This window comes from Cupriavidus sp. R6-3, from assembly GCF_059772245.1.
In genome coordinates, this window is the sequence record NZ_JCBAJO010000110.1 from 1 (window position 1) to 15,811 (window position 15,811).

Below are 15,811 nucleotides of genomic sequence, written 5' to 3' on the forward strand. Positions count from 1 at the left end.
CGGCAAGTCGCCCGGCAACTCCGACGGCCTGGCGATCGCATCGGCCCCGGTTTCCAGCATCCGCCACGGACCGGCCAGCGGCTGCCGCGTCAGCGGCCGGCCCAGCGGCATGGCCGCCGCCATCCGTTCGCACACATCGGGCGCGGTCGTCGCTACGGCCGTGGGCGCGGTCGCGAGCGCGCCCGCGGCGTCAGGGCTCGCCCTCGCCGACATAGGCGGCAAGCGCCGGTACCGCGGCCTCGTAGCAGGCTTCCATCTGGTCCAGGCAATCCTGGCAAGCGTCGGGCCGGCGGCCGAGAATCGAGCGGATCAGCCGGAACTGCATCACCATCGCCTCCGATGCCAGCCGCTGGCAGGCCGTGGCGATCGCGGCCGGCAGCGGCTGTCCCTGCAGGCTGAGCCAGCGCAGGTACTTGCCCAGCAGCTCGAAGTTGGCGCCCAGCTGGCGCAGCACGTTGAAGGCGTACGGGTGGAAGGCCGGTTCGCCGCGCACCGCCAGTTCGTCCAGATGCTGCGGAAACACCTGCCGGTACGCCGCGATCGGGTTCTGCCGGGGTCGCCGCGCCAGATGCCGCCGCAACAGCGCCAGCGACGCGCGCAGCAGCATCGGCCCGGACAGCGGTGGAAAGCGCCGCCGCACCACCTCGGCATACGGGAACAGCAGATTGGGATCGGCCTGCAGGTCGGGCAGCAAGCGGAACAGCCCCGCATAGTCGTCGCCGCGTGCGACGTGGTAGCCGTCGTTGTGGTAATAGCCGACGCCGCGCGCCTCGGGCATCAGCACGTCGATGCCGATGGTGGTCTTGGTGTGCTGGCGCCGGTACGAGGTGGCGCGATTGTCCGGCAGGTAATAACCGTCGACCTCGAGCAGCACCACATGGCCGCGCGCAGTCTGCGTCGCGACATGGCGCTCCATCGCGTCGTAGAGCGAGAGCTCCTGCACCACCACGCCATAGAGCCGCTCCAGGTCGTCGACCGGGTATTTGAAGAAGGTGAATTGATCGCCCTCGAAGTCCTGCGCGACGGTAAACGGCAGCGCCGCCAGCGGATCGAGCTGCCAGCCGTGCAGCAGTTCGATCCACAGGTCGACGTAGCAGTTGGTCTGCGGCCAGACCGCCTGCTCGGTATGCAGGACATGCGAGGCATGCACGGCTGGCGCCAGCCGCCCGGTGCCGTCATACATGGCGCAGTCCCAGCAGCTCGCGCACCTGGCTCGGCCAGCGTGCCAGCGCAAAACCATGGTGGCGCAGCAGCGCCAGAATCAGCCGGTCGATGCCGAAGCCGACGCAACCGGTGTGGGCGCGCGCGCCGTCGGCGGTGCGCAGCGGCCAGACTTCGGCGAAGTGGTCCTTGTGGTAGTTGAAGCTCATGCAGGCAGTCGGCGGGGCGTCGTCGTGGATCGGAATCAACAGTTCGAACTTCAGTTTCTGCTCGCGCTGGCCGTCGGCGACGATCTTGCCGCCGCGGCCGAAGAACGGGTCGTTGGCCAGGTCGAGCTGCCAGGGCAAGGCCAGCTGCTGCGCCAGCGCGCTGCCCCGCTCGATCCACTGCGCGCGGAACGCGGCGACCTGCTCGGCGGTGCCCAGCCGCACGTACTCGCGCATGCGGAACAGCTGCATGCGCGCCGGATCGACCGAGGGCTCATGGCGGAAGCAGTACGACAGCACGTCGACGACTCGGCCCTGCGGCGGCAGCGGTCCGCGCGCGGCCATCACCGGATAGATCGGATAGCAGGCGGCCGGCGTCAGCACCACGCGCGTGGGCCGCTGCTGGTCGGCCCATTCCTCGCCGGCATCGAGCCTGGCCAGCAGCCGGTGATGATCGCGATCGCTGCCGCAAAAGCTGTGCACGGTGCCGGCCAGTTGCGGAAAGCTCTTCAGGTATTCGCTGGCTTCGAAGTCCTGCCGCGCCATCGCCGGCGGAAAGCGCATCACCTCGGCCTGCTGGTCGGCGCCGAGCGCGCCGATGGCGGCGTTCAGGCCGTCGGCAATGGCCTCGAAGTCGGCGCTGCGGCCATACAGGCCATCGACGCCGGTCGGAATCAGCAGGCCGGCCTCGATCAGCGCCTGGCGAAAGCGCCGCTGCGCCGCCAGCGCGGCCTCCTCCGGCGATCGTGACAGGCGCTGCGGCGGCGCCGCGGTGTCGGCAGGCTCGACGGCGCCACCGTGCTGGCCGCTCTGGTAGTCCATGCCGATTCTCCTCAATGCGAACGTTCGGCCAGCAGCAGGCTGGCGGTATTGGTCAGGATGCGGTCGTTGCTGATCATCAGCGGCGCCGACCACAGATCGCGCAGATGGCGGCCGACGCTGAACGGCGTGCCGTGCTTGTAGCCGGCCATGCCGCAGATCAGCAGCGCGATCTGCACGTCCTCGAGCGCCAGCGCCGACACGCTGGTCTTCAGGCCGTTCATTTCGGCGGCAAAGGCAAAGTCCGCGGAGACGGATCGGCCCGGTGTGTGCTGGCGGTAATGCGCGAGCGCCATCTGCACGCGCGCCTCCATCGTGTCGATCATCGCCGCCGCCTCCGCCAGCCGCGTGGCCGACGGCGGCAGCGCGCCGGGCCGCGAGCGCGCCTGCCCCTGGAAGAAGGCCTTGGCGCGCTGTACCGCGTCGGCGGCGATGCCGGTCCACAGCGCGCTCCACAGCATGTGCGACACCGGCGTCATGGTCGCGTCGGCGATCTCGCCGAACGGCACCGGCACGATCTGCTCGCAGGCGCCGCGCGCCTCCAGCCGGAAGCCGTTGCTGCAGGTGCCGCGCATGCCCAGCGTGTCCCAGCCGCTCGTGCATTGCAGCGTGCAGTCGCCGTCGAGCACGCAGACCAATACCTGGTCGGACTGCGGCGCCTCCGCATGGCGGCGTGCGGTGGCGAGGATCACGTCGGCCTGCGCGCCGTACGAAATGGTCGGCGCCATCTTGACCAGATGAAAGCGTCCACCGTCGGTGGCCACCGCACAGCCGCTGGTGCGCAGCGCGCCGCCGATCGACTGCTCCGAGGTGGCCGAGGCCAGCAGCAGCTGCTCGCCGGCGATGCGCGCAAGCAGGCGCTCGTGCCAGATACTGCCGCGCGCATGCGCGACCAGGCAGGCGACCTGGATCTGATGCATCGCGTAGATCATGCCGGTGGCCGCGCACGCGCCGCCGAGCACGCGGCAGATCGCCGCGATGGTTTCGAGCGACGCGCCGCCGCCACCGAGTTCCACCGGCACCATCGCACCGAGCAGGCCGCGCTCGCGCAACGCGGCAAAGGCGGCCTCGGGGAACGCCGCCTCGCGGTCCACGCGATCGGCCTGCGCCGTCGCCGGCGGCACCACCTCGCGCGCGGCAGCCAGCATGTCCCGCGGTGGATGCGCCGTGTCCGGCGGATCGACATGCGCCGCATCGGTGCCGGCATCGTGCGGGCGGGGCTGCACCGCCTGCGCCGTGAACGCGTTCATGCTGCCTCCTGCTGCTGGCGCAGATACACGATCGCGTCGGCCAGTGACTGGATGCTGCGAAACAGCTGGCGCGTCAACATGCGGTCCGGAATCTCGATATCGAAGGCGTTCTCGATGGCCAGCATCACGTGCACCGTGGCGAGCGACGACAGCCCGGCTTCATAGAGGTCGGCGTGATCGTCCAGCGTGTCCGCTGGCACCTCGAGCCGGCCCACCTCCGCCAGGATCGTGCGTATGGTGGCTTTCATGGTCTCCTCCCGCTGGGGTCTTGGTATGCCCCATTTGGCTCGACCGTACCCGCCGGCACCGTGCGCTTGCCAACGCACGTTCGCCACAGCCGTGGGCCGGAACTCTTTCAGAACGCGCTCTTGCCGGTCCAGCCATGCAGCGCGGTACGCGCGATGATCCGCAGGTCCAGCTGGAAGGACCAGTTGCGGATGTAATAGATATCGAACTCGATGCGCGCGCGCATCTTCTCGACCGTGTCGGTCTGCCCGCGCAGGCCGTTGATCTGCGCCCAGCCGGTGATGCCGGGCTTGACGCGATGGCGCAGCATGTAGCGGTCGATCAGCTCCTTGTACATCTCGTTGTGTTCGAGCGCGTGCGGGCGCGGGCCCACCACCGACATCTCGCCGCGCAGCACGTTGAAGAACTGCGGCAGCTCATCGAGGCTGGTACGGCGCAGGAAGGCGCCGATGCGGGTCACACGCGGATCGTTGCGCACCGCCTGCGTGACACCGCGGTCCTGGTGGACCACCATGGTGCGGAACTTGAAGACGTCGAAGGGCTTGCCGTCGATGCCCAGGCGCTTCTGCCGGAACAGCACCGGGCCCGGGGAGGACAGCTTGACCCCGATTGCGATGGCGACCAGCAGAGGCGACATGCCCAGCAGCGCCACCGCGGCGAACACGCGATCGAAGCTTGCCTTGAGCAGGCCCGTGATGCGCGAATCGGGCGGACTGTTCAGGTCGATCACCGGCAGGCCGAGGAATTCGCTGAAGCGGTGGCCCAGCAGCTCGACCGACATGATGTCGGGCACCCAGCGGATGTCGACCAGGTCGTTGCGGAACTGGTAGACCACGTCGCACAGATCGCGGCACGCCGCCATCGGCAGCGTCAGCCAGATCTCGCGCACGTCCTGGCTGCGCACGAAGCGCGTGACGTCGCTCATTTCGCGCAGGATCGGCACGCCGGACGGCAGCGTGTCGTCGTCGTGGTCGCAGTAGATGCCGACCACGTGATAGCCGGCCTCGCGGATGCGATGCACGCGCCGGTACATCTCGTTGCCGAGCGGGCCGTAGCCGAAGATCAGCACGCGCTTGGCGTTGATGCCCTGCTGCCGCACATTGCCCAGCAGCTGGTACAGCACCAGCCTCGAGCCGATCAGCGCCAGCGAGACGGCGCCGAACCAGGTGGTCGACCACAAGCGCGACACCGCGCCGATCTGATGCATCAGGTAGGCCAGCACCAGGCCGCTGACCGCGACCAGGCTCCATGCCGCCAGCGTGCGCACGCCCAGTGCGGCGCGGCTGCGGCCGCGCCACGATTCGTAGAGCCCGCAGGCGGGGAACACGATCAGCGTGGCGACCGCGCAGAACGCGGTCAGGAAGCCATGTATCGGCGCCGCCGATGCCAGACCGCCCTCGGGAAACCAGAATTCGCCGACCAGGATGCCGCAGATGCCCACCGTCAATGCATCCGAGACCCGATACAGAAGTTGCAGCGCTGTCTGCCGCTCGACGACCGCTTGCGCGCTTGCCGTTGCCATGACCCTCTCCCCTTGCTGCCCTGTCGATGCCGTGCGTCGGCATATCGCGAACATCGTCGCGCTCGGGTCGGCGTGGGGTCTGTTGGGTCCCCCACACAGGTGGGGGCGGCTACGCGGAGGAGGAAGACGGTGAGGTAGACAGAAGCGTAGAAGGGGATGGCGGCGCGATCGTCGCGGCGTCGCGCCGCTGCCAATCCTCGCGTTGAAACGGTCGCGCGCGTCCGGACAGGTACAGTGCGATCTGTTCGATCCATTGCTCGGTGGGCGCATGCGCGCCCGATGCCGGCACCCCGAGCAACAAGGCGCCCACCAGCAGCAACAGCGGCGCGCGCGGCGATCGGTGCCACCGCGGATGCCGCCGCGGCGCGGTGGCCAGCAGATAGCCGCCACTGACGGCAAAACCGAGCGTGAGTCCGCCCACCACTTCGCTGAGCGAATGCGCGCCCAGCGGCAAACGCGAATAGCCCACCAGCAGCGCCAGCGATGCGCCGAGCGTTGCCGCGATCCACCCGAGGCGCGGCCGCCGTCCCGGTGCGAGCCGATGCAGCAGCACCGGCAGCACGCTCGCCGCCATCATGCTGTGGCCCGAGAAACCGGTGAAGTCCAGCGCCGGCACGCCGATGCCCCAGCCGATGAAGGCCAGCTTCGATGCAAGCGTCAGTCCGGCGGCGGCGGCGAACGCCAGGCACCAGTCGCGCGCCGCGCGCCATTCGCCGCGATGGCACAGCGACAGCAGCAACAGCGCGGCGCACGGCAGCAGCAGCGCGGCGTCGCCGAAGCGCGAAATCAAGTGCCAGTGCCACATGGTGTCGAATGCCCCGCGGAATGCCTCGCGCCGCCGCGGCGCGACCGTGGGCTTTTGGTCCTTTTGGTTGATGGAAGTCGCAAGATCGATTGGATATCGTCAGTCTTGTGGTGGGCCAGGCGGAATCGGCCTGCCACTTTGGAGCCCGCATGGTCCCCCGGTCTGCGGGCTTCTTTTTTCCCCCTTCCTTGCGTTGCGGTCGTCTGCGGTCGTCGTCTGCGGTGGTCGTCTGCGGGCGTCGTCTGCGGTCGTCGTCGACGGCCGCGCCCTTCCCAAAAAAGAAAGGACCCCGGCGTGCCGTCTGTCGAGCGGCGGCTCCGCCGTGGTCCGCAGATCCGGCCGGGCGATCGCCGCAGCCGATACGCGCGTGTACGCATGTCGTTCGATTCGTCATCCGACATGCGGCTCCCCCGAGCACGCGCCTTATTTCCCCCCTTCGTGTTCGTTCGCCTGGCTCTGTCGCTTACCGATCGTCCGGCCGCGGCGTCTTGATGTCGCGGCCATCGCCCGCGCACGTGCCGGGCGCCACCGACAGGAACGATGTCGCCAGTCCCGCGGCAATGCGCCGCCGTGCTTCCCGCTCGCCGGCTTCGCGGGCCGCGATTACCGCGGCATCCTCGCTGCAGAACGCGCGGCCATGCAGTTCGCCGCGATGGACCAGCGGCCCATCGCATGCCGACGCCAGCCGGATCTCATAACAACACGCCCACTTGTTGCGGCCCTCCGGCACGGCAAAGCCGCGCACGATCAGGACCGCCGCTCCTCCATTCATATGACCCCCCGCTCCTGCCGGCGGCGGACCTTCTGATCCCGGGTCCGGCTACGCCAGCAGCGTAGTGCCAGCATAGGCCGCATCGCCGGTGGACGACCATCAGCCGCTTGCCGTAGAACCAGGGCGCAGAAAGTTGGAGGTCGCAGCGGGAGAGGGAGCAGGCGCCATCAGCCACGCCATGCTGGCGCGCGGAAAGCATTGGCCGCCGGCGCTGACCAGCGCCACCGCCGCGGAAAGCAGGTCGGGCGAAGCCGGTGCCAGCAGGCAGCCGCCGGCCCCGAGCCGGGCGGCGCGCTGCGTCAGCGCCGTGGCGCCTGGCCTGGCGATCAGCAGCCACCGGCGCGGCGCGATGCGCCGGCACAAGGCCTCGATCAGCGCGCCGGCATCCGCGTCGCTGCTGCTGCAGTCGAGCAGCGCGAAATCGACGAGCTGTTTGGGCAATTGGGCCGAGGATGCGTGCAGCAGCCATTCCGGCGACTGCAAGGTCAACGGGCAGGAGGCCTGACGCTTGCCGAGGTGGCGCGACAGCGCGCGCAGCATGATCGCGTTGTTGGCCAGAAGAAGGGTCGTCATCGACTCGGGCGAGCTCAGGGGGGCGAGGTGACTGCCGGCGTGCATGTCCATAAGCCTAGCAAGCCGCCTCCCGGGCCGCCTCGACCATTGGAATGAAGTCCCTCAGCCGAAAGGATGAGTTCGCGCAAGCACATGCCACCGTGACCGGCGCCTTGCAACTCAGGCCGCCTGGCAGACCGCCGGCAATCGCATGGCGTCGACGTGCAACGGCACCGCGCCCAGCGTCGAGGGTCCAGGCCAGTTCAGCTTGGCGCCGCGCCGCAGCGCTTCGTAGACGGCCTCGCCCTTGTTGCGCACATGCAGGCGGTGGTACAGCGTGCAGGCGTGGGTCTTGGCGGTGGCCACCGAGATATTGAGCACGCGGCTGACCGTCTTGATCGGGTAGCCGCGTGCCAGCAGTGCCAGCACCTCGTATTGCCGCTCGGTGATATTGAGCAGATGCGAGCCGAACGACGGTGTTTCGATATCGGGCTGGATCAGCGGTGCGGTGCGGATGGCGATGTCCGCGGACCAGCCGGGAACGGCGCGGGTCGACTCGATCGGTTCATCCGGCCGGGTGGCCGTCCCTTCCCTGCCGCCGGTGTTCTGCAGGCCGGACAGCCCCGTTTGCCGCGTCGGCTGGGCGTGGACCAGCGCGGGAAAGCACTCGCCGCCGGCCAGCACCAGGCGGATGGCGGCGTCGAGCACCTCGGCGCAGCAGTTCTTCGACAGCAGGCCCGCCACCATCGGGGGCACGGATTCCTGCGCCATTGCGGCGGGCAGGCCATCGGCCAGCACCAGCACGCGCTGCGGCGCCAGATAGCGGCACACGTCCTCCATCGCTTGCCAGGTGCCGCTGCCATCGTCGTGCCAGCCGTAGATCAGCAGGTCGGCGTCGCGCAGGCGGGCGTCGTCGGGCGACGGCAGCGCGGCCGGTTCGACATCGATGACGTGGACGGGAAGCTCGGATTGCGCCAGTAACTGGCGCAGGCCCAATCGCAGTAATGGATGAGGCTCGATCAACAGAATGGTGGCCATGCCGCTCTCGTTCTTGTTGCGACACGTGCGCCGCGACGGTCGCCCGTGTGATCGGAAGTGCGGTGCTATGTTGCCCCTGCCCCTCCCTACGATCCATCCCGCTTCTGTTCGGCGCGGCGTTCAGCGCGGCCGTCCCTTCCCGTCAAGCGTGATGCAATCGCCCCGTTTGCGTGTTTGCACGCTTTCGATCCCTCTAAAGACAGACTTAACTTTCACTTATTCTGCGGTCCAGCATATGCATGCGAAAACAGGAAAGCAAGGCTTGCCGGATGGTGGGCAAGTCGCTTTTGTGCGAATGCGTACGCAGCACAAGGCTGGAGGCGGGGTAAGGATTTTCCCTTACGTCAATCGCAAAGCGGCCGCGTTCTTAGGGTTCGGACCGATGTTTGGGCGGTATTCGACCGATGTCCGGTCAATGTTTCAGGCGATGTTCGCGGCGATTCTTCGCCATGCTCTGCTGGCACGGGTCGACCTTTCGGACGCTGTGCCGAGAAAATAATTTACATTACACTTCGGGTAGCAATTTGGGCAGGTTGCGCTACTCGTCTGCTCAAAGTCGTTATCAATCAATCACTTAAGGGCGATTGCCGATGTCTGTGCGGGACGACACGCTGGATCCCTCGAAACTGACCCGGACCGAATTCGCCGTGGTACGCGCGTATGCCCAAGGCATGGCCGCGGTCGATATCGCCAACCGCTATCTGCTCGACCCGGACGAGGAGGAGGAGGCGCTGACCGAGCATCAGGCGGTGCAGCGCATCCTGCGGCTGCGCGATCGGCTGGTCCAGTTCGCGCTGCAGAACAACCGGCCGGATATCGCGGCGATGTTCGACTCGCTCAAGGGTCGCTCGAATGTCGCGATGGACCGGCGCGTCGACGCGCTGTCGTCGTTGGAGCGCTTGTCGCCGGGGCGGCCGGCGCTCGATCACGCGGTGTCGCTGTGGTTCGGACCGAGCCTGTCGCGCCGCCTCGCGGCGGGCGGCATCGAACGCATCGGCGACCTGGTGGAGCGGGTCAACCGGCGCGGCGCCGCCTGGTGGCGCGGGGTGCCGCGCTTGGGCGCCAAGTCGGCCGACGTGGTACGGCACTGGCTCGAGCGGCAGCGCGACACGCTGCGTGCCAGCGATGGGGGACCGGTGTTGGGGCCCCAGGTGGGCGCGCTGGTCGCGCCATCGCAGCGGCCGCGGATGTCGCCGGCACCGTTGGACGAACGGTTGGCGGCGCCTGTTCCTCTGGAATATATGCTCTGTACATCACTTAATGGCGACTGGCGAGCCGTTCTTGGCGAGGAGTTGCAGTTGGTACGCCAATGGTTGGAGGGCAAGCGGCCCGGCTCCCACACCTGGGCCAGCTATCGGCGCGAGGCGGAACGGCTGCTGCTGTGGGCGGCGCGGCGGCGGCAGCCCTTGCGCGGCATGAACGCGGAAGATCTGTCGGCGTATTGGGATTTCCTGGCCAATCCGCAACCGGCCTCGTTCTGGCAGGGACCCGCCGGCCCGCGCGACCGGATGCCGTGGCGGCCGTTCGAGGGCGGCTTGCGGGACAGTTCTCGCCAGGCGGCCATGCGGGTGATACGGGCGCTGTTCGGCTGGCTGCGCCAACGCGGCGTGCTGGCGCATCATCCCTTCGATGGTTTTGCGATACCGCCTGCGGCGGCGGCATTGCACGACGATCGGCCAGGCGACAAGGCGGACGGAGAGCTAGAGGATCAGGCAGCCGATCAGGCAGATGGTCTGGCTGGGCTGGCCGGTCACCGGGAAGCGGCTCCCGGGCTGGCGGCCGGCGCGGGTACGAGTGTGGCCGCATTTCGCCGCTGGCTCGATGGATCGGATGGCACGCCGATATGGCGGGCGGCCAATGCCGCCGCGTATCTGATCGGCGATTGCGGGATGCGGATCGGCGAAGCCGTGTTGGTCACCGGGGGCCATCTTCGGCTCGGCGACGGCAGCCGCTGTCTGGTTCGCCCGCGGTTCGACCGCGGTGGGTCCGGAATCGTGATGTCGGACCCTGAGCCGGGCCGCGTCGAGAAGCGCTTCGCCACGCTCAGCGACGATGCCTGGAACGCCCTCTCCCTGCATTGGGCAGACCGCGGTTTGGCGGCGGACGGGCTACCCCACGCCGCGCCGTTGTTGGGTCCGCTGATGTTGCCGCCGACGTCGCGAGGCCAGGCCAAACGGGCCAGTCAGCCGCTTGCCGGTTATTCCCCCAGCGGCCTGGACCGGCTGCTTCGCGCGGCGTGGCGGGATTTCGTTGCGCTGCCCGAGCATGCCGAGCATCGCGACCTCCGATTCACGCCGCGCATGCTGGTGCGGCGGCACGCCGGGCAGCCGTGATGGCGTGCTGCGCGGGCGGACCATCTTCATGGCCCAGCGGCGCGCCGCCCGTGCGGTCTGCTACAGCAGCGATTTGTCCAGGCCGAAGCGCGCCTTCAGGGCTTCCAGCAGCGCTTCGCGGGCATCGCGATCGGTCAGCTGGACGTCGAGCACGACACGGCCCGAGTCCCATTCCTTGATCGTGCCCAGCAGCTCGCCGCCGCTGGTCCGGATCTTGTACTGGCGGCTGATTTCCTTGACCTTGCGCGCCTTGCCCTCTTGCGCCTGCTTGCGAATCGCCTCGACTTCGCGGCTTGACAGGCCGTCGTTCATGATGCGCATCGCCAACTCGCGGGTGCGCTCCTCGCCCGCCAGCTTGTAGTACAGCGTCAGCTCATAGCCGGCCGCGATGCCGATCGCGCTGGGACGCTCGCGCATCACCATCAGCACGGACTCCGGCAGTTTCAGCAGCGCCAGCGTCTTGTTGACCGTGCCGGCCGACATGCCGGTCAGCTCGCAAATATCTTCTTCCTTGGCAACCTTGCCCTCGTCCAGCAACTGGCGCCAGGCGATCGCATTGTCGAGCGCCGACTGGTCCGAGCGCTGTTCGTTCAGCAGGAAGGACAGGCGGTAGAAGTCGAGGTCGCTGAGGTCGCTCTCGACGAAGCACTCCATCTCGAGCTTGCCGGCCGCCGCGAGCGCGCGTTTGCGGTAGTGGCCGTCGATCAGGATGTAATGGCCGGGACGGGACGGATCTGGCGCCGCGAGACCCGGCGTCTTCTGGCCGTGGGTCGCGATCGACGCGGCGCGCTCCTGGACGACGGCGGGATCGTAAATCCGGCGCGCGTTGAGCGGGTTGTCGTGCAATTGCGCCAGCGGGATGCGCTTGAGGACGCGGCCGTCTCCCGAACGCTCCTCGTTTTCAGCGCTGAAAGTGGGCGGTGTTTCGGCGCCCTTTGCCTGCAACAGGCCGTGCGGATGCTTGGCGATCGCCGCTTCCGCGCGCGCGAAGCGGTCCAGCGTGTCGGCGCGGCTCTTTTCCGCCGCCATGCCGGCCAGCATGCCGGCCCGCAGATTCTTCATCTTCGTTGCCATTCTCTTTACTCGATCAGGGACAACACCTCGTCCACCATGATGTCGACTTCCTGCACTGCCTCGCGTGCGCCCGGTACGCCGTGCACGGTACAACCGATGGCCTGGCACTCACGGAACGCCGAGCGCGAGCCGATCATCGATTGCAGCAGGGGAAAGTCGCCGTCATCGCCCAGGATTTCGATAGCCTGGCGCGCGATGGAAACGCGGCGTTGCACCATATTGGCCATCACGCGGACGGTCAATGTTTCGTTCTGGACCTGCGCATGCTGCGCGAGGGTCTTGGCCGCCACCGCCGCCCACAGATCGGGGGGCGACGGGACGACCGGGATCACTGCCAGATCGGAGATCAGCAGGGCGCTGGACGGCGCTGCGGAGTGCACTGCGGGCGGGCAGTCGACGACGATATAGTCGTAGTCCTGGACGAACTTGCGGACTTCGCGGTGCATCGCACCGCCGGAGGCCGCCAAACCAATGACGGAAGCGGGGAACGGGCGCTCGTCCGAGGCTTGCGCCGCCCAACGCGTCGCGGTTCCCTGCTCGTCCATATCGACCAGCATTGCGCGCGCCCCGCGCAAACCCAGCGTTCCCGCGAGATGCATGCTGACCGTTGTCTTGCCGCAGCCGCCCTTCTGATTGAACACCGTGATGATTTTCGCTGCCACCGGGGCCTCTCTCTTTCAGCGCTGAAAGCGCGGTTTGACTGTAGGCGAAACTTTAGTCAATCGCCTTGGTGCTATCAACCGATTTCTTCAATTACACGAATTCGTTACAGCCCGGAAGCCAAAAAGGCGCACAAGTTTCTTCAAAAGTTGTGCTTGAAAATCGGTCGAGAATCGGCCTACATTAGAGGTTGTGCGTTGTACGCCGCACATGACACGGTTAGACAAACTGGATATGATGCCCAACACAGTCGCGTCAAGTCGTGTCACCCTCGTCGGCTTCCGTTCGGTATCTGCGAGAAATCAACGTGCTTGAACGGTTGTTTGCGTCGTGTACAAAGAACTTGCGTCGAAAGGAAACTCACATGGCAACCGGTACGGTTAAGTGGTTCAACGAAACCAAGGGGTTCGGCTTCATTACCCCGGACGATGGTGGCGCGGACTTGTTCGCCCATTTCTCGGAAATCCAGGGCACTGGATTCAAGACGCTGAAGGACGGCCAGCGAGTGACCTTCGAAGTCAAGGAAGGTCCGAAGGGCAAGCAAGCTTCCGGCATCAAACCGGCCTGATTGCCCGCGTCGCCGCTGGTTCGCGGCACTCGCCGGGAGCCAGCAAAAAAGCAGGTGTTCAACACCTGCTTTTTTTATTGCCGCGCCCAATATTGCCGAGGCGAAGGGGCCCCGGCGCGTTCCTTCAAGGACAGTCGCTCAGGCCAGCTTGCGCACGCTGGTACGCGAGGGCTGCAGAATCAGCGCCTTCGACGAGTCGGCGTCGACCTTGGCGTCCGGATACACCACCAGCACGTCCTTCAACGCCTTGCGGAACAACGCGCGGAACTTGCGCTCGCTCTCGGTCTCGGTACCGAACTGCATCTGCAGCGCTTCCCATGGGATCTCGGTGCGCCGCTGGATGGTGAAGAAGCGGTAGGTCAGCCAGGAATAGACGTCCAGCGCGAACGGCGACTGCTTCAGCGCCTTCAGCGCACGCATATCGACCGGCACCGGGCGATTGACCAGCTCGTTGAAGAACGGCTCCGACAGCACCACAAAGCTTTCGAACATCGAGCCCTGGCCCGGCTGCATCGGATCCCACCAGGTCGACAGCTGATCTGCCAGCAGGTAGCCGACCCGATCGATCGACATCGGCTCGTGGTTGTTGGTCTGGTTCTGCGTCGGCGCCGATTTGTTCTGGACGATCGCAATGGTCGCGGAGAACAGGCGGATCATCTGCTGGCGCACCAGCGTCATGGTGCCGCGCTTGCCGCCCGTGGCCATCGGGATGCCGAGGTTGTACATGAACTCGGACAGCGAGTTACCCAGCGAGATGCGGCGGTCGTCCACGGTGCCGGTAAACTCGCCCCGTTTCTTCTTCGCCATGATCTCCTTGCCGATCCAGGCCAGCATCAGCCGCGGATAGGAGCCATAGGGATACCCGAGCGAGACCGTTTCCGACACCAGCTTCTGGCGGCCGTTGCTGGCGCGCTCGGAACGCTGCTGCGTGAAGTAACCGGGCTGGATCATCAGCGAGATGTTGCCACTGGTCCGGGTCCAGACGGGCGGCGCGCCCTTCGGCGCTCGGTAGGGAAGCGTGACCTGCACACTGGCGCGGCTCAGAAAGCCGACCTCGCCACTTTGCCAAGCGTCTTCGCGCTCCATGGCTTGCGCTTCGTCGAACAGCCGCTGAAATTTTTCGGACGGAACCAACGGCGCATCGTTGCCGGGAACGATGATGCGCGAGGGACCGGTTTCCACGTCAGTGACGGTGCGGTCGTCCGGGGTGGCCAGGGAACGTTTGATCGGCATATCGGCGTGCTTCGAATTACCCGCCTTTTTACTTGATGCCGCCACCCTTGTCACGCAGAAACGGGTACGTTCGGAGATTCGGGCGTATACCCCGTCGTGTGGTGAAATCTGGCCGGGTATACCCCGCGTTCGCAGCGGCTTCGCGCCGGCCTGGTCAGCCCTTGGCTCTGTGCCGATATCTCTCTCTTGCCAGCTCGCATGCCGTGCGGCAGGGGGCAACCCGGCAGGGTTGTCCACTTCCGCGCGGTCATCCACTACAAGCAATACATACCTTTACGGTTAACTACTCGTAAACCGTATACGGGGCGCCTAAGCCGTTGAACCGTAAACGTAAACCGACTCCCTTCGTACCCGATTCTGCGCCGCAGCGTACTCGATTCTGCGAAGCGTCGAACCCGAATCTGCGTATACCCGAACCTGTTTCAGCGAAAGCGGCGAACCGCTTTCTGCGGGGATAACTTCGGCATTGCACAGGCTTATCCACAGCGGCCGCGGGCTCGGTGCGTACCCGTTTCTGCGCCGTATCGGCGTGCCGGCTGGGATCGAGAAGACTGGAAAGCGCCTCATAAAGCGCATTGGGCCCGGTATTGCACGCATCCCGGCGTGGCCGTACCCGTTTCTGCGTGAAGATGCGTGGGACCAACTGGGGGAAGTGCGTACCCGTTTCTGCGGCGTACCCAGTTCTGCGAGCGACAGGCGGGGGAGCGGCCTCCGCAAAGCGTACCTACTTCTGCGTACGCGATGGGGCATCGGTGGAGCGACGAGCGTACCTGTTTCTGCGCAGCTTCCAGGCCGTGAAGCCGCGCCGCTCACGGCAAAGGCCCACGTATACGTACATCCTGTTAAAAGCGAGCGCTTCCAAACGTCTGCCGGCCGGAAACGTTGCCAACGCCTGAGGGCGTACCCGTTTCTGCGTCGGAGGTCGGACCTCGCAGAAGAGATCGCTGGAGGACTGCCAGACGGCCGTACCCATTTCTGCGCGTCTGGTACGTGTCCGACCGGTGCGATCCGCGTACCTGTTTCTGCGGGAAACGGTGCCGCATTGATCCCGAGGGGATGCACCCGGAAAACCGTACCCGTTTCTGCGTCGCGGCAAAAAAACCGGCAAACCGTACCCGATTCTGCGAACGTGACTCGTGCGCGGACCGCGGATCGGCCTTCAGTGCCGGCCTATCCGTACCTGTTTCTGCGTGCCGAAATCCTTGTGGGGTGGGCCATGGCGTACCCGTTTCTGCGGCTGTCGGCGGTCCGAAAAGGGCTAGCGATGCCAATCCGTACCCGATTCTGCGGACGGCAATCCGCGCTGCACGTACCCGTTTCTGCGTGGTGAGGCCCGACTGATGGCGGTGCGCCAAACTGTTCTTGGCGCGCGGGCAACCAAGGGGAGGACCTGAGCTAAGGCGCGGCGGAGGGGGAGAGAGCCGAGGGGAAAGGGTCGAGCGGACGGGGGGCGAGGAGAAGGGGCGGAGGACGGGGCGAGTGAAGGGGCGAGTGAAGGGCCAGTGAAGGGCCAGTGAAGGAGCCAGTGAAGGAGCCAGTGAAGGAGCCAGTGAAGGAGCCAGTGAAGGAGCC

The 15,811-nt window shown here is 66.6% G+C and carries 14 protein-coding genes; 2 read left to right on the top strand and 12 right to left on the bottom strand.

Translation table 11 applies throughout. The features are described 5' to 3' along the window. Positions 1 to 190 precede the first annotated feature (190 nt). The 9 genes from AC6EI8_RS16455 to AC6EI8_RS16495 all read right to left on the bottom strand — a co-directional run bounded on the left by AC6EI8_RS16455 (position 191) and on the right by AC6EI8_RS16495 (position 8,371). Positions 191 to 1,183, bottom strand: a complete 993-nt coding sequence (locus tag AC6EI8_RS16455) for a DUF1839 family protein (RefSeq protein WP_187829212.1) — start codon at positions 1,181 to 1,183, stop codon at positions 191 to 193. Continuing rightward, the gene (locus tag AC6EI8_RS16460) at positions 1,176 to 2,189 is read right to left on the bottom strand and encodes an amino acid--[acyl-carrier-protein] ligase (RefSeq protein WP_265635152.1); all 1,014 of its coding nucleotides are present in this window, start codon (positions 2,187 to 2,189) and stop codon (positions 1,176 to 1,178) included. Before AC6EI8_RS16460 ends, AC6EI8_RS16455 begins: the two co-directional genes overlap by 8 nt. An 11-nt stretch (positions 2,190 to 2,200) precedes the next feature. Continuing rightward, a complete protein-coding gene (locus AC6EI8_RS16465; RefSeq protein ID WP_498382395.1) occupies positions 2,201 to 3,436 on the bottom strand; it encodes an acyl-CoA dehydrogenase family protein in 1,236 nt (411 codons plus the stop codon). Continuing rightward, a complete protein-coding gene (locus tag AC6EI8_RS16470; RefSeq protein WP_149318583.1) occupies positions 3,433 to 3,684 on the bottom strand; it encodes an acyl carrier protein in 252 nt (83 codons plus the stop codon). Before AC6EI8_RS16470 ends, AC6EI8_RS16465 begins: the two co-directional genes overlap by 4 nt. Positions 3,685 to 3,791: 107 nt before the next feature. Then, the gene (locus AC6EI8_RS16475; RefSeq protein WP_498382396.1) at positions 3,792 to 5,204 is read right to left on the bottom strand and encodes an undecaprenyl-phosphate glucose phosphotransferase; all 1,413 of its coding nucleotides are present in this window, start codon (positions 5,202 to 5,204) and stop codon (positions 3,792 to 3,794) included. A gap of 109 nt (positions 5,205 to 5,313) precedes the next feature. After that, complete coding sequence (locus AC6EI8_RS16480) at positions 5,314 to 5,943, bottom strand: phosphatase PAP2 family protein (RefSeq protein ID WP_498382397.1); 630 nt, start codon at positions 5,941 to 5,943, stop codon at positions 5,314 to 5,316. A gap of 529 nt (positions 5,944 to 6,472) precedes the next feature. Further along, positions 6,473 to 6,781 (bottom strand): hypothetical protein, encoded by a 309-nt coding sequence (locus AC6EI8_RS16485; protein ID WP_149318586.1) that lies wholly within the window; start codon positions 6,779 to 6,781, stop codon positions 6,473 to 6,475. Between the two features lie 99 nt (positions 6,782 to 6,880). Beyond that, a complete protein-coding gene (locus AC6EI8_RS16490) occupies positions 6,881 to 7,354 on the bottom strand; it encodes a DNA-binding response regulator (protein ID WP_498382398.1) in 474 nt (157 codons plus the stop codon). A 159-nt stretch (positions 7,355 to 7,513) separates the two neighbouring features. After that, positions 7,514 to 8,371: a response regulator transcription factor gene (locus AC6EI8_RS16495; RefSeq protein WP_149318587.1), complete on the bottom strand. Its 858-nt coding sequence runs from the start codon at positions 8,369 to 8,371 to the stop codon at positions 7,514 to 7,516. Positions 8,372 to 8,961: 590 nt separating this feature from the next. Here AC6EI8_RS16495 and AC6EI8_RS16500 point away from each other — a divergent pair. Next, entirely contained in the window at positions 8,962 to 10,704 is a 1,743-nt protein-coding gene (locus tag AC6EI8_RS16500; protein ID WP_498382399.1) for a phage integrase family protein, read from the top strand. A gap of 60 nt (positions 10,705 to 10,764) precedes the next feature. On the opposite strand, the gene AC6EI8_RS16505 is transcribed toward AC6EI8_RS16500, so the two are convergent. Both AC6EI8_RS16505 and AC6EI8_RS16510 read right to left on the bottom strand, forming a co-directional pair. Further along, a complete protein-coding gene (locus AC6EI8_RS16505; protein ID WP_149318589.1) occupies positions 10,765 to 11,778 on the bottom strand; it encodes a ParB/RepB/Spo0J family partition protein in 1,014 nt (337 codons plus the stop codon). Between the two features lie 5 nt (positions 11,779 to 11,783). Further along, positions 11,784 to 12,440 carry an AAA family ATPase gene (locus AC6EI8_RS16510; RefSeq protein WP_149318590.1) on the bottom strand — a complete coding sequence of 219 codons (657 nt, stop codon included), beginning with the start codon at positions 12,438 to 12,440 and terminating at the stop codon, positions 11,784 to 11,786. A 362-nt stretch (positions 12,441 to 12,802) separates the two neighbouring features. On the opposite strand from AC6EI8_RS16510, the gene AC6EI8_RS16515 reads away from it, so the two are divergent. Then, complete coding sequence (locus AC6EI8_RS16515) at positions 12,803 to 13,006, top strand: cold-shock protein (RefSeq protein ID WP_006576252.1); 204 nt, start codon at positions 12,803 to 12,805, stop codon at positions 13,004 to 13,006. Between the two features lie 138 nt (positions 13,007 to 13,144). Here the strand turns inward: AC6EI8_RS16515 and AC6EI8_RS16520 are convergent, their stop codons facing one another. Further along, entirely contained in the window at positions 13,145 to 14,239 is a 1,095-nt protein-coding gene (locus AC6EI8_RS16520; protein ID WP_053823267.1) for a replication protein RepA, read from the bottom strand. Between the last annotated feature and the right edge of the window lie 1,572 nt (positions 14,240 to 15,811).